Source organism: Clostridium lacusfryxellense (genome assembly GCF_018861735.1).
GTDB classification, from domain to species: domain Bacteria; phylum Bacillota; class Clostridia; order Clostridiales; family Clostridiaceae; genus Clostridium_AD; species Clostridium_AD lacusfryxellense.
In genome coordinates, this window is record NZ_JAHLEB010000003.1 from 36503 (window position 1) to 50373 (window position 13871).

Annotated in this window: 11 protein-coding genes and 7 tRNA genes; 13 read left to right on the forward strand and 5 right to left on the reverse strand. The window is 31.1% G+C overall.

Annotated elements, in window-relative coordinates:
* Nucleotides 1-718 precede the first annotated feature (718 nt).
* The gene (locus KPL55_RS03005; RefSeq protein ID WP_216305240.1) at nucleotides 719-877 is read right to left on the reverse strand and encodes a RepB family protein; all 159 of its coding nucleotides are present in this window, start codon (nucleotides 875-877) and stop codon (nucleotides 719-721) included.
* A 422-nt stretch (nucleotides 878-1299) separates the two neighbouring features.
* Between KPL55_RS03005 and KPL55_RS03010 the strand changes: the two genes are divergently transcribed.
* The 5 genes from KPL55_RS03010 to KPL55_RS03030 all read left to right on the forward strand — a co-directional run bounded on the left by KPL55_RS03010 (nucleotide 1300) and on the right by KPL55_RS03030 (nucleotide 7440).
* Nucleotides 1300-2541 carry a C40 family peptidase gene (locus tag KPL55_RS03010; RefSeq protein WP_216305241.1) on the forward strand — a complete coding sequence of 414 codons (1242 nt, stop codon included), beginning with the start codon at nucleotides 1300-1302 and terminating at the stop codon, nucleotides 2539-2541.
* A 307-nt stretch (nucleotides 2542-2848) separates the two neighbouring features.
* The gene (locus KPL55_RS03015) at nucleotides 2849-3811 is read left to right on the forward strand and encodes a 3'-5' exoribonuclease YhaM family protein (RefSeq protein WP_216305242.1); all 963 of its coding nucleotides are present in this window, start codon (nucleotides 2849-2851) and stop codon (nucleotides 3809-3811) included.
* Nucleotides 3812-4136: 325 nt separating this feature from the next.
* Nucleotides 4137-5549, forward strand: coding sequence for an NAD(P)/FAD-dependent oxidoreductase (locus KPL55_RS03020; protein ID WP_216305243.1), 1413 nt, complete (start codon nucleotides 4137-4139; stop codon nucleotides 5547-5549).
* 161 nt (nucleotides 5550-5710) lie between these two features.
* The gene (locus tag KPL55_RS03025; protein ID WP_216305244.1) at nucleotides 5711-6997 is read left to right on the forward strand and encodes an adenylosuccinate synthase; all 1287 of its coding nucleotides are present in this window, start codon (nucleotides 5711-5713) and stop codon (nucleotides 6995-6997) included.
* 257 nt (nucleotides 6998-7254) lie between these two features.
* On the forward strand, nucleotides 7255-7440 hold the full coding sequence (locus KPL55_RS03030) for a DUF1858 domain-containing protein (RefSeq protein ID WP_216305245.1): 186 nt from the start codon (nucleotides 7255-7257) through the stop codon (nucleotides 7438-7440).
* Between the two features lie 41 nt (nucleotides 7441-7481).
* Here KPL55_RS03030 and KPL55_RS03035 read toward each other — a convergent pair whose 3' ends face one another.
* Nucleotides 7482-8072 (reverse strand): ECF transporter S component, encoded by a 591-nt coding sequence (locus KPL55_RS03035; protein ID WP_216305246.1) that lies wholly within the window; start codon nucleotides 8070-8072, stop codon nucleotides 7482-7484.
* 281 nt (nucleotides 8073-8353) lie between these two features.
* On the opposite strand from KPL55_RS03035, the gene KPL55_RS03040 reads away from it, so the two are divergent.
* On the forward strand, nucleotides 8354-9103 hold the full coding sequence (locus KPL55_RS03040) for an acyl-[acyl-carrier-protein] thioesterase (protein ID WP_216305247.1): 750 nt from the start codon (nucleotides 8354-8356) through the stop codon (nucleotides 9101-9103).
* 386 nt (nucleotides 9104-9489) lie between these two features.
* Here KPL55_RS03040 and KPL55_RS03045 read toward each other — a convergent pair whose 3' ends face one another.
* On the reverse strand, nucleotides 9490-10719 hold the full coding sequence (locus KPL55_RS03045) for a BaiN/RdsA family NAD(P)/FAD-dependent oxidoreductase (RefSeq protein ID WP_216305248.1): 1230 nt from the start codon (nucleotides 10717-10719) through the stop codon (nucleotides 9490-9492).
* Nucleotides 10720-11057: 338 nt separating this feature from the next.
* On the opposite strand from KPL55_RS03045, the gene KPL55_RS03050 reads away from it, so the two are divergent.
* The 7 genes from KPL55_RS03050 to KPL55_RS03080 all read left to right on the forward strand — a co-directional run bounded on the left by KPL55_RS03050 (nucleotide 11058) and on the right by KPL55_RS03080 (nucleotide 11727).
* A tRNA-Glu gene (locus tag KPL55_RS03050) sits at nucleotides 11058-11132 on the forward strand.
* Nucleotides 11133-11146: 14 nt separating this feature from the next.
* A tRNA-Val gene (locus tag KPL55_RS03055) sits at nucleotides 11147-11222 on the forward strand.
* A 5-nt stretch (nucleotides 11223-11227) separates the two neighbouring features.
* A tRNA-Asp gene (locus tag KPL55_RS03060) sits at nucleotides 11228-11304 on the forward strand.
* A 95-nt stretch (nucleotides 11305-11399) separates the two neighbouring features.
* Nucleotides 11400-11474, forward strand: a tRNA-Glu gene (locus tag KPL55_RS03065).
* Nucleotides 11475-11488: 14 nt separating this feature from the next.
* Nucleotides 11489-11564 (forward strand) — tRNA-Val (locus tag KPL55_RS03070).
* Between the two features lie 5 nt (nucleotides 11565-11569).
* Nucleotides 11570-11646: transfer RNA gene (locus tag KPL55_RS03075), tRNA-Asp, on the forward strand.
* 6 nt (nucleotides 11647-11652) lie between these two features.
* Nucleotides 11653-11727: transfer RNA gene (locus KPL55_RS03080), tRNA-Thr, on the forward strand.
* Between the two features lie 161 nt (nucleotides 11728-11888).
* Here the strand turns inward: KPL55_RS03080 and KPL55_RS03085 are convergent.
* Together KPL55_RS03085 and KPL55_RS03090 are read right to left on the reverse strand one after the other, a co-directional pair.
* Nucleotides 11889-12869, reverse strand: coding sequence for an ATP-binding protein (locus KPL55_RS03085; protein ID WP_216305249.1), 981 nt, complete (start codon nucleotides 12867-12869; stop codon nucleotides 11889-11891).
* Entirely contained in the window at nucleotides 12862-13848 is a 987-nt protein-coding gene (locus KPL55_RS03090) for a DnaD domain protein (RefSeq protein ID WP_216305250.1), read from the reverse strand. The genes KPL55_RS03085 and KPL55_RS03090 overlap by 8 nt, the downstream gene beginning before the upstream one ends.
* Between the last annotated feature and the right edge of the window lie 23 nt (nucleotides 13849-13871).

A 13871-nucleotide genomic window follows, 5' to 3' on the forward strand; every position in this document is an offset into this window, starting at 1 on the left:
ATAATTATATTTATTATAAACACCATTACATTCCATTTTTTTCATGTTATAAGCTATGATAAGCTATGATTACTTAGTTAAAAAGTAGAATGACTGTATGTAATGGATTGGGGTCTTTTTAAAACCAATTAAACCTTGTTCTTACGAACCAGTTGTTTGCAGGTTTCACTCTTGTGCGACGCATGATTGAAACCTGTTTATACAGTAATAGAGAAAACCAAAGTTAAAATATAATGGAATACTTGGCGTTTATTTTGATAACGCGTAGGTCGAGGGTTCGATCCTCTTTTTCAGCTCCAAATTATAAATAATAAAAAGCAAAGCCGAAGTAGAGATACTTTGGCTTTGCTTTTTAGCGTAGAAATAAAAATATTTAATAAATGTATATTTAGAGGACAAGCAGTGATTAATATAATATAAATCGGTCAAGAATACTAAAAGATGGAAATAAAAATATAATTTATAAGCAATATTAGATCAAGTAAATTTAAAGTGAGGTTGAATGTATATGAAAAAAATAAAAGTTAAGGTTGGAGTAGATAAAAGTAAACTAATTAAGGGTAATAAGAGATTAGTTGCTTGTGGAAAGAACTTCTAATAGAAGAGAAAATAAAGAAAGATTTAGTAAATGGTAGCTGAGAGTTATATCTTAACTGCCTTTTTTATTTTAAATTATTATATGGTAATAATTTTGGAAGTAGTCCTACTATTGTTATTTTCATTTCAAAATACTCTCTAGAAGTAGTCTTATTACCTCGCTCTTTGTTATATTACTAGCATTGCAGAAACTTTCTAATGAGTTTGATAGCTCCTCACTTATTCTCACATGGATAACTTCACTTTTTGAGTTTTCAATTTTTTTTCTTCCTCTGGCCATAATTATCACCTCATAATATTTGTGTTACCTAAAATAATCTTATGGTAACTAAGTTAAATAGTGTAGAACAATATTAAGTATAATACTAATTTACATAAAATACCATAAAGTTAACAGTCTTGTGAGAATTTTTATATAGACATAATAAATGAAATTTCTATTTAATAAAATATTATTTTACATGATAAGCAAGTTAAAATAAAAATCATGAAAATATCTGATTTTATAAGCCGTATGTATATAAAATTGGAATATTTTCTGTTACAATGATAATGTATCAAAAAAAGGAATAAATTATGGAATTAGCAGAGTTAAAGGTAGTGGTCGATGTAAATATGCGTAAGCATTAAATATAGTAAGTAGACAAGCTTTAAAATTAATTTATTAGTTTATAATTATTAGAAATACAGGGGGGTAATCATATGAAAAAGAGAATAGCGTTTATAGTCATGTTATTAAGCATAGCAAGTTCACATGTTGCACTTGCCGATAGTGGAATAATAAATGCAAGTTCATTAAAGGTTAGGAAAACTGCTTCACTTTCATCTTCAACTATAACTTCATTACCAAGAAACACGAAAATAGAGACACTTGGCAAAGCGAATAACTTTTATAAAATTAATTATAAAGGGAAAACGGGATATGTATATAGCTCATATGTAACAATAGCTAAAAGTAGTCCAACCCCTATAGCCAAACCTATAGCAACTGCAAGCGTAGGGAAAAGTGGAACAGTAACAACGCAACATTTAAACGTAAGGTCAGGTTCTGGAATAAGTTACCCGGTTACTAGCACTATAACACTGGGTACCAAAGTTACTATGTATGAAAAGTCAAATGGATTTTACAAGATAAATTATGCTGGTAAAACAGGTTATGTAAGTGAGTTATATGTGAAGGTTACAGGACAGAGTTCTACAAATGTGATTGTCACTGCAGCTCCAGTTAGTACAACTGTTGATAAAATTACCGGAATTGGCAATATCACAGCGTCGAGTTTAAATATTAGAAAAGCGGCGGCTGCGGGTAGTAATATTATGGGAGTACTAAAAAGGAATGCAAAAGTAAATTTATACGGGTCACAAAATGGTTTTTATAAAATAAAATACAATGGTCAATGGGGATATATATCTACTACATATGTAAGCATGGGATCTAATGCTGTAGTTTTAGGTAGTGTAACACCTAGTAGAGGTAATATCACAACAAGTAAAACTATATATACTATAAATGGCAATCAATATGTTGCTACCAAAAGCATAGATAGTTTAATAGCTCAAACAAATACATTTTTAGGAACACCATACTTATGGGGCGGCGCAACTCCAGCCAAGTATAACTCTAGCGGTAAGTACGTAAGTGGTGGTTTTGATTGTTCAGGTTTAGTTCAATATGTTTATAGAAATATAGGTATAAATTTACCTAGAGTAACTATGGATCAAATAAATGTAGGTCATTCTGTTAGTATAACTAATCTTCAAAAAGGTGATTTAATATTTTTCGCTACAAATTCTGCAGATCCTTATCAAGCATCACATGTGGGAATATATATTGGCAATAATAGATTTATACAGTCTCCTAAGACTGGTTATAATATAAGAGTATCTGAATTAACTGGATATTACAAAGATAAATTTATAATAGGGAAAAGGGTTGTAAAATAAGCTTATTTAAGCTTGTTTTACTTTTTTTTTATGATTAAAAATACAAATATTTAATAGTTAAGTATGTTTATGAATGGACAAACTTAATTTTTACAAATGGCTTGTAAAAATATATAGGCTAGTATAATATTATGGAGCAAATTGAAAAAATCCTTTTTAAGTTAGTAAATTATTAATTATATAAATGATAATGATGTATATATAGGATATATTAAAGTTATATTTAATTAATATATATAAAATATTAAGTAATTGTATCAACGTAAGGTAGAGGTAATATGTTTGATACAATATTAAGGAGATAAATATGGAAATGAAGAAAATAAGCGAATTAAAAAAGGGCGACAGGGTTGAGGGATTTTATGTTATAAAATCTGTGGATAGCAAAGTCTCCAATAATAGTAATTCAAATAGATATTTAGATTTCAACTTAGGAGATGCAACGGGAGATATAAATGCAAAACTATGGGAATGCAATGATGAGCTTGAGAGTAAGTTTAAACAAAGTATTTTAGTTAAAGTTAAGGGAACTGTAAATGAGTGGAGAGGTGTACTCCAATTAAAAATTGAAAACATAAGATTAACTGAGGAAAAAGATGAAGTTAAGATTTGCGATTATGTTGCAGTAGCGCCATATTCACCAGAAGAGATGTATGATGATGTTCTAAATTATTTATCTAAAATCGAAAATATAGATATTCAAAATATAGTTACTAATATTCTAGGTAATAATGAAGAAAAACTAATGCATTATCCAGCAGCCAAGTCTAATCATCATTCTGTAAGATCAGGGCTTTTATATCATACTACAACAATGCTTAAGGCTGGAGAAAAGTTAAGCGAAATCTATACGTTTTTAAATACAGATTTATTATATGCAGGTATAATACTCCATGATATTGGTAAAATATACGAGATGAATGCTAGCGAACTTGGAATTGTAAGTGAGTATTCAGTTGAAGGTCAGCTTTTAGGGCATATAATTCAAGGTATAAAAATGATAGAAACAGCAAGTATTGAGGTTAAAGCTGGAAAAGAAGTATCTATGTTACTGCAACACATGGTGCTATCTCACCATTATGAAGCGGAATATGGAAGTCCTAAAAAGCCAATGATACCAGAAGCAGAGATGTTACACCATTTAGATATAATGGATGCGAGAATGTATGATATGAATAAGGCAATTAGAGATACAAAGGAAGGTAAGTTTTCAGAAAGAATAAGGTCGCTTGATAATATAAATGTTTACAGAAATACTATCAGTAAATAGGAAAATAAATAAGAATTTATATAATGAATAAAAATAAGAACGCTTGAAGAAAATATAAAATATATCTTATATGAAAATACACTTGTGCAGTAAATGTAAATAAGTGTATTTTTTTATTTGAGAAGTGTAAAGAATCATAATATACGAACTATTACTTAAAATAAATTAATAATATTCGCATTTTATGTTGACTGGATTATGTTGCTCTGATATCATTAAATAGTATGATAATTAGTAACAGGTTTAATTTCCTACAGAGGAATACAGGAGAGATAACAATTGATAATTGTTATCTGCCCCATACGCACACAGGAGGGTATATCAAATGAAAGATTTTTATGATGTGATTATTGTAGGAGCTGGACCAGCGGGTATATTTACGGCATTAGAGATTTCTGATAAAAGACCAGAACTTAGTGTACTTATAGTTGATAAAGGAAGAAGTATAGAGAAAAGAAAATGTCCTGCGCGGATTAATGGTAAATGCGTTAATTGTAATCCATGTGGAATAACATATGGATGGTCAGGTGCTGGTGCTTTCTCAGATGGTAAGCTTTCATTAAGCCCTGAAGTGGGTGGAAGACTTCTTGAATATTTCTCAGAAGACGAATCTAAACAGTTAATAAAATATTGTGATGATATATATATAAAATTTGGAGCAAATGAAAAGGTATATGGACTTAATAATGATAAAGTTGAAGAAGTAAAATATGAAGCAAGCAAACATAATATTCGTCTTGTTGAATGCCCAGTAAGACATTTGGGTACAGAACTTGCTTATGAAGTTTTAAAATCTATGTACCATCATTTAATGGATAATACGAATACAGAATTTATTGAGCTTAGTGAAGTTGAAGAAATTCTAATAGAAGATAATAAGGCCACTGGCGTAATATTAACCAATAAACAAGGCAAAATCAAGGTTAATGCAAAGTATGTTGTAGCAGCGCCAGGTAGAGGTGGGGCAGAATGGATTGCAAATGAAGCTAAAAAACACAATATCGAAGTTACTAATAATGCAGTAGATATTGGTGTAAGAGTTGAAGTACCTAATTCTGTTATGGATCATCTAACAAAGGACCTGTATGAAGCAAAACTTGTATATTATTCTGATACTTTCGGAAATAAGGTTAGAACCTTTTGTATGAATCCTGGTGGAGTAGTGTCAGCAGAATATTATGATGATAATACAATTGCAGTAGTAAATGGTCATAGTTATTCAGATCAGAAACTTAGAACAACTAATACAAATTTTGCGATGCTTGTATCTACTAGTTTTACAGAGCCATTTAATCAACCTATTGGTTATGGAAAATATATAGCTCAGCTAGGCAATATGTTAACAGGTGGAGGTATAATGGTTCAAAGACTTGGGGATTTACTAAAAGGAAGAAGAACGGATGTTAATAGATTAAGTAAATCAACTACTGTGCCTACTCTGAAATCAGCAGTACCAGGCGATTTAAGTTTTGTATTGCCACAAAGACACTTAACATCCATTGTAGAGGCGTTAAAGGCTTTTGACAAAATAGCTCCAGGCTTATATAGCAAAAATACATTACTATATGGAGTAGAAGTAAAATTTTATTCTAGTAAGTTTACTACAAATGATAAATTTGAAACATCAATTAGCAATTTGTACACCATAGGAGATGGAGCGGGAATAACTAGAGGCTTAATGCAAGCTTCAGCAACTGGAGTTGTAGTAGCAAGAGACATAACTAATAAGGAAAAATAATAGTGTTTAAGATAAACAATTGGTTATATGAGCATTAAAAGTGTATAATTCAAATAGAAACTAAAGACTAGAAAAGAAACTACATGTAAGAAGCGATGGAATTTGCGTGCCGTAGTATCTAAGAAATTTTATTGTTAAATGAAAGAAAGCGAGGAATATATATGTCAGCATTTATTGTTTTAGGAGCCCAATGGGGAGATGAAGGTAAAGGTAAGATGACAGATTATCTTGCACAGAAGGCAGACGTTGTAGTCCGTTTTCAAGGTGGAAACAATGCAGGTCATACTGTAGTGGTTGGAGAAAAAGAATATAAACTTCATTTAATACCATCAGGAATATTATATAAAGAGAAATTGAATGTAATAGGTAACGGCGTTGTTGTAGATCCAAAAGCTTTATTTACAGAGATTGATTACTTAGAAGCATTAGGTGAGCAAATAACTCCTGAAAGATTAATGATTAGTGATAGATCACAAGTTATAATGCCTTATCATAAAGAGTTAGATAATTTATATGAAATAGCTAGAGGTAAAAATGATATCGGAACTACTAAAAAAGGGATAGGTCCATGTTACAGTGATAAATTTGAAAGAAGTGGAATTCGAGTTTGTGACCTTATGAAAAAAGATGTTTTTAAAGAAAGACTTCAAACTAGTTTAGCATTAAAAAATGATATAATTACAAAAGTTTTTGGCGGAGAGGCTTTAGACTTTGAAAAAATATATACTGAGTACCTAGAGTATGCAGAAAGAATGAGGCCATATGTAAAAGACATATCAGTTAAAGTTTACGATTCAATAAAAGCAGGTAAGGATGTTTTATTTGAAGGAGCACAAGGAACTTTACTTGATATAGATTATGGTTCATATCCTTTTGTAACGTCTTCTAACACTATTGCAGGTGGAGTTTGTGTTGGAGCAGGAATAGGGCCTACAATGATAACAAGTGTTGTAGGAGTAGCTAAAGCATATACTACAAGAGTAGGAAAAGGACCATTTCCAACAGAACTTGAGGATGAAACAGGAGAATGGATTCGTGAAAAAGGTTTTGAGTTTGGTGTAACAACAGGCAGAGCAAGAAGATGTGGATGGCTTGATCTTGTTATATTAAAGTCTGCAGCTAGAGTTTCAGGAATTACAAGCTTTGCTGTAACTAAAATAGATACATTAGCAGGACTTGAAAAAATTAAAATCTGTGTTGGATATGAATTTGAAGGCAGCGTTATAGATTATTTCCCAGCAAGTCTTGAAGATTTAGCAGCGTGCGTGCCAGTATATGAAGAATTTGATGGTTGGGATGAAAACATAGCTGATGCAAGAAGTTACGATGAACTTCCTGAAAATGCAAAAATATATATAAAGAGAATTGAAGAGTTTACTGGAGTTAAAGTTTCTATAGTTTCAGTAGGACCTAAAAGAGATCAAACAATGGTATTAACTGAAATATAGCAATTAAGCCTACATAATATCAAAGGTTTTATCTTAAGTAGGTATGGTTTTTATATTATAGGAGATTCTAAGTATTGTAGGAAACATTTATTAAGGTATGCAAATGTATACTAAAGATTAAAAAAGTGCGTACTGGTAAAATGTAAACATAGAGATTATAATCAGAGTTAGAACTAAGTTAAATAAATATTTTTATTTATTTAATATTCTAATTCTGTTATAATAGTTTAAAATTAAAATAAAGCGAGGTATATAATATGAGTATAACTAAGGATATGACAATAGGCGAAGTTGTAAGAACAAAACCTGAATCAGTTCAAGTGTTAATGAACTTTGGAATGGGTTGTGTAGGATGCCCTTCAGCTCAAGCTGAAACATTAGAAGAAGCAGCAATGGTTCATGGTCTTAATTTAGAAGAATTAATGACTGCAATAAACGCATAAAAAAATTAAGACACTTAGCAAATGCTAAGTGTCTTAATTTTTTATCTTCTTTTTATCTTTTTTATGGCTATTATAACTGGGATGGTAATTACAGTAGCTATAATAGCTTCTGGAACGCCGTTTATTATAGCTATGCCATAAATAGTCTTTGCAGCAATGGATGGATCTATGCCTTTAGAAGCAGCAAATTTAGCTGCATATAAAACATATACCATAGTAAGAACACCAAAGGTATTAGTTAGTGAACCAACAATGGTTGCTAGTCCTATTCGTACACTATCCTTTTTTATGTAACTTAATTTATAAACATAGTAAGAAGTAAGACCAATAAGTACCCTTGGTAATACAGATACTAAAGGATTTATAAAAGCAAATGATAGTATATTTGGAGTTGTTATATTTTGCATGATACTAAAAATACCGAATATGAAACCAATAGTCATGCCTACCATCGGACCACCTATTATAGAACCTATGATAACGGGAATATGCATTATAGTAGCTTTTGCACCAGGAAGTGGAATAAATCCATATCCAGTTAGTCCAAGTACAACACAAACTGCTGATAGCATACCAATCGTTGTAAGTTCACTTGTTTTTATTCGTCTTAGTTTCATAGTATTGTTAATCATGTGTAACCTCCGCTCTTATTCCATAAGGATATAAGTCGACCTATTTGTATAATCCTTATTAATAGATATAGTTCAGTTTCATAGTGAATACTGACAACAATATTTTAGCACGTATTTGATAAAAATTAAATAGATAAATAAAAATTTATCAAAGTTTATAAAGAAAATGACTTATAAATGTATTTTAATGTATATTTATTTAGTATAATTCTAGATGTAAGGAAAATTATTATGCGCAAATTTAATAAATATTATATAGTAAAAAATATAGGAGTGATAGTATGAGTAAAATTCCAGTAGTTACTTTCAGAAATTATAACATTCATTATTATGAGGTAGACATACATAAAAGAGCTTTGATTATAAGTATAATTAATTATCTAGGAGATATGGCAATGTACCAAAGCGAAACCTTAGGAGTTGGAATAGACTACCTTACTGAGAATGACATGGCTTGGGTCTTATACAAATGGGATATAACAATTGAGTCATACCCACTTCTAAACGATACTATAAAGGTGGAGACATATGCACATTCTTTTAAAAGGTTTTATGCAGATAGAAAATACGATATCTTTGATGGTAAAGGAAATAAAATAGGACATGCCGATTCTATATGGATTTTGATAAACACAGCTAGAAGAAGACCAATAAGAGTTACGAAAGATATGTACGAAGTTTATGGTATAGATGATAGTAGTAACACACCAATAGACATTGAGAATATATTATCAATAAATAAAGTAGATAGTGAGAAAAGTTTCCAGGTAAGATACAGTGACATTGATACAAATAAACACGTAAACAATGTTAAATATGCTGCATGGGCTTTAGAAACAATCCCTAAGGATATAATACTCAATTATGAAATGAAAAACATTAAGGTAACCTACATCAAGGAAACAAAATATGGAGAGACTATAACGGTAAGTACCGAGGTTATAAAAGAAGAAGATAAAATAATATGTAGACATAGAATAGTAAATGAAGAGGGCGTTGAACTTACGCTATTAGAAAGTATCTGGGTATAGTAGATTTTTCTTGGATTATGCTATAGCGAAAAGTACATATTGCTTGAGATACTTTCACTGCGCCAAGTAATTCTACGCATTATATATTTTTTTTAGATGGTGGAAAAATTCTTAACCAAAACGGAAAAACAATTAGGTGATTAATGTTCAATCTGGGGCAAGCTGTTTTTTAGATAAGTTATGAATTGCATATTGTAATCTATCTCAGACAAAACAGAGATACCGGTGCTGTTCGGAATTATCAATTTTTAATTATGGTTTAATATTATTTTTTCTTATGTTATGCTAACAAAAGTAGAGGTTGCTAAGCGAAGTATTCAGGCGACCTCTACTTTTAGTTATAGCATAATATAAGAAAAACTTCTTAGATATTAATAGTAGAAAATCTATTTGGAAGCATTTATCCCTGCAACAGCACCAGAACTCCATGCCCATTGAAGGTTAAAACCACCACAATCTCCATCGACATCTAATATTTCACCTGCAAAGAATAAACCTTTTGTAATATTAGATTCTAAAGTTTGAGCGTTAACTTCTTTTGTATTAATACCTCCTGCGGTGACTTGAGCATTTGCAAAAGAATTAGTACCCGATACCTCAAATTGCCAATGTTTTAGCAAACCATATATAGCTTCTTTTTCTATTAGGTTTAAATCGCGGCAAGGTTTATGTATATCTTCTATTTTTGCTTCTTTTAAAATTATTGGAATCATCTTCTTGTGTATTATCCCGATAAATGAATCGCAAATAGAGCGATTTTCAAATAATGACCAATGTTTATTTAAAAATTGTGTTAGATCTTCACGGCTAATATTTGGTAACATATCAATTTTCAATGAAACTTTATTACTTTTAGTTAAGCCATAAGCTGCAGCTCTACTAAGTTGAAGTATTGGCGGGCCTGATATACCATAATCCGTAAAGAGTATTTCTCCAAATTCCTTTTGAATACATAAACCATTTATAAATATTTCTCCATATCCATCAAATTTTACTCCAGATAAAGCTTTTAACCTACTATAGTTTAATTTAAGCTGTACAAGGGCAGGGACTTGAGGTAACACATCATGACCTAATTGTCTTGCTAATGTATATCCGGAGCCGTCAGAACCTGTTTTAGGGGCACATTTGCCACCTGCTGCAATAATCAACCTGTCACACTCATATATACTATTATCTGAATTACAAATTTTAAAGCCCTTTTTAGTTTTAGTAATTTCCTTAGCTTTAGTATTTGTATAGACAGTGATGTTTTTTTCGTCAAGAGCAAACCTTAATATATCAAGAACTGATGAGGCTTGCATAGACATAGGAAACATTTTACCTCCATCTACAGTTACTAAAGGTATACCTAAAGAGGCGAAAAAAGCTATAGTATCCTCTGTAGAAAAAGAATTTAGAACGCCTTCAAAGAAACAAGGATTATCACTGTGGTATCTATCGTTATTTATATTTTCATTACTAATATTGCATCTACCGTTGCCAGTAGTTAATATTTTTTTGCCTAATCTATCGCTTCCTTCAATTATGGCTACATCTATTCCAGAATCCTTTGCTATTAGAGCGGCAGTTATACCAGCGGCACCTCCGCCAACTATTATAAGAGAATGTTTCAAGAAAATCTCTCCCTTCGAGAAAAAATTATGATTGTAATATAAATTGTTTTGCTTATAATTTTACCCTAAAATCATTAAGTTGAACATGTATTTATATTATTTTATAAAAAATTATAAGGTATTTAGAGAATTCTTTAGTAAATATTAAAATATTTTATAAAAAGTAAAACTTTTATTTATAGGATAAAGCGTTGAATTAACTGGAGTCATGGACTAAATTAAAAAATAAAATTGAAAAAAATAAGAAAATATGTTGACACACTAAGGAAAATTAGGTATTATAGTCTATGTCGGGTTGCGAGACCCAACTACATAACTAATAAAGTGACAACGACTATGGCTCCTTGGTCAAGCGGTTAAGACACCACCCTTTCACGGTGGTAACAGGGGTTCAATTCCCCTAGGAGTCACCATACAAAACATATATGGGAGCATAGCTCAGCTGGGAGAGCATCTGCCTTACAAGCAGAGGGTCACAGGTTCGAACCCTGTTGTTCCCACCATATATGGCCCAGTAGCTCAGTTGGTTAGAGTGCTGCCCTGTCACGGCAGAGGTCGAGGGTCCGAGTCCCTTCTGGGTCGCCATTTTTACACTGCAATAATTAATAAAAAGCAAACATGCTGTAATTAGCAGATTGTAAAGTCAATTATTATTGTGAGATTCATTTTAAATTTAACAAGGCTCCTTGGTCAAGCGGTTAAGACACCACCCTTTCACGGTGGTAACAGGGGTTCAATTCCCCTAGGAGTCACCATACAAAACATATATGGGAGCATAGCTCAGCTGGGAGAGCATCTGCCTTACAAGCAGAGGGTCACAGGTTCGAACCCTGTTGTTCCCACCATATATGGCCCAGTAGCTCAGTTGGTTAGAGTGCCGCCCTGTCACGGCGGAGGTCGAGGGTCCGAGTCCCTTCTGGGTCGCCATTTTCTGCTGGCATGGCTCAACGGTAGAGCAGCTGACTTGTAATCAGCAGGTTGTAGGTTCAATTCCTATTGCCAGCTCCAAAAAAGTACTAAACATTTGTTTAGTACTTTTTTTTTATTGTATAGGAAATCCTTTTAACATACAGGTAATATAAACTATAAGTTGCTAACAAATATTTTTATGCACAAAAAAAGTATATATTACGTATAATGCATTAGTAGTAATATATACTTTTTCTAATTTATTTTGGTCTACTTAAATTTATCTTTATTCTTATATCATCGCCAAAAAATTTACAAAGAGTGAAGTTTCCAAGAAGTCTTGATGTTATTCTTTCAGAATATGTCTTAAGGATACTTTCAAGAGTTAAATTAGTGGATACTAGCATTTTCTTTTGTTTGAGTAACTTGGTGTTTATAAGATTAAACATTTCTGTTTTAGTAAAATCAGAAAGTTGCTCAGTACCCAAATCGTCTATAATAAGCAGGTCACAATTTATCAGTAAATCTTCTAAAGAATTATCATTATTAAACCTAATATCTTTTAAAGCTTTTATTAATTCTTCGGCTGTCCTATAGACTACAAAAAAGCCTTTATCAATTAATTCTTTTGTAATACAGTGAGACAGAAATGTTTTACCTGTACCAGAACTTCCATAGAATAATAAATTTTCATCGGAGGTATCAAAATTTCTTAAAAAACTCATGGAATTTGATAATATCTTTTCCATGTTCTTTTTTGGAGATTCTGATTGAAGTTCACTTTTTCTAGAAGGATAAAAATCTAATTTAAAATTATCAAAATTATGGGTTTTTAGAATGTTTTTAAGCTCGGATCCGGTATAATAAACATCTATAACCTTTTGTTTAAAACAGGTGCATTTTATGTTGCCAATAAATCCTGTATCACGACATTTCGTACATCTATAATGTAAATTCAAATACTCCATATCAAAACCATTAGAAACCAGTAGTTCAGATTTCCTAACTCTTAAATCCATTATTTTTTCTTTTAAAGCACGTAGGTATTCATCTCTATTATTAATACTTTTTAAGGCACTAATGGATAATTCAATACATAATTTACCTATTTTATGATCTAAATCAATAATTTCAGGATGAGTTTTTTCTATATAGGCTTTTCTATCTCTAAAGTCGGACTCCTCTTTTTGCCTTATCTTATCATACACAGCTAATATTTTGGTTTGATATCCCTTAATCATTTTTATCCCATCCTAGCAATTTTTTTTCAAGTTCGTCAAAGTCATAAGCTCTTTGTTCATAATCAGTAAAACTTCCCTTGGCAGGTTTACCACCAGCAGTTTTGGGTTTATTAGTAAGTATTCTCTTTTTATCTTTTTTCTCTATATCCTCTAAAGATTTTATACCATCTTTAAACCAACTGTTTAGAATTCCATCAATATATTTAAAATCGGCCCTGCTTAGTCTGTCAAAACAGATATCACAAGCTTTAAATATAACTTCTATGGGGAATTTATAAACATTTATCCATTTATCTAATATTTGTTCTTGTGGTTTCATTATTTCTGGAGCTTTTATTCCTAAATAATTTAATATTTTTCTGATATTTATCCATTTATCTTCATGTTTTTTTATATAAGATTGAGCATCTTCAATATTTTTAATATTTGAATCATGCCATGCAATTGCAATAGTCTCAATATATCTATAGTCAACTTTACCTTTTGATACGCAATATTGAATTAGAAGTAGTATGAGCTCTGGGGAAAAATTGTAATCCTTTTGCCAACCCAGGTACATGGTCATTTCCTTTGGTGAGAGAGGTTTCGCTAATAATTTCTCAATATCTTGAAGCATACCCTTTATGGAAGAGTTAGCTAATTCTTCAAGTAAATTTATATTTTGTTTACTATCACTTGGGATATCTAATAAGTCTAAAAATTCAATATTATAGTTACCCATATTATCAATTGGAGTCATTTTAATTATGGTCTCATCATTCCAATAATTCCAAGCATTAACGACATCAGTTTCTAAAAGTCCAAGAGTATTTGCTATAACTTGCGAGGTAGCACCTATTTCTCCAGATGCACAATATTTTAGCCCAAGAAGATAAACTTTAACGAATTCTCCTCTAGCTCTAGGCATAAACTTATCTATAAAGATATTACTCACAGGAGTATATTTGTAATTTTCATTCTTAAACATGAAAGTGCTCATAAAGTCACTACCTTCCTTTTTAT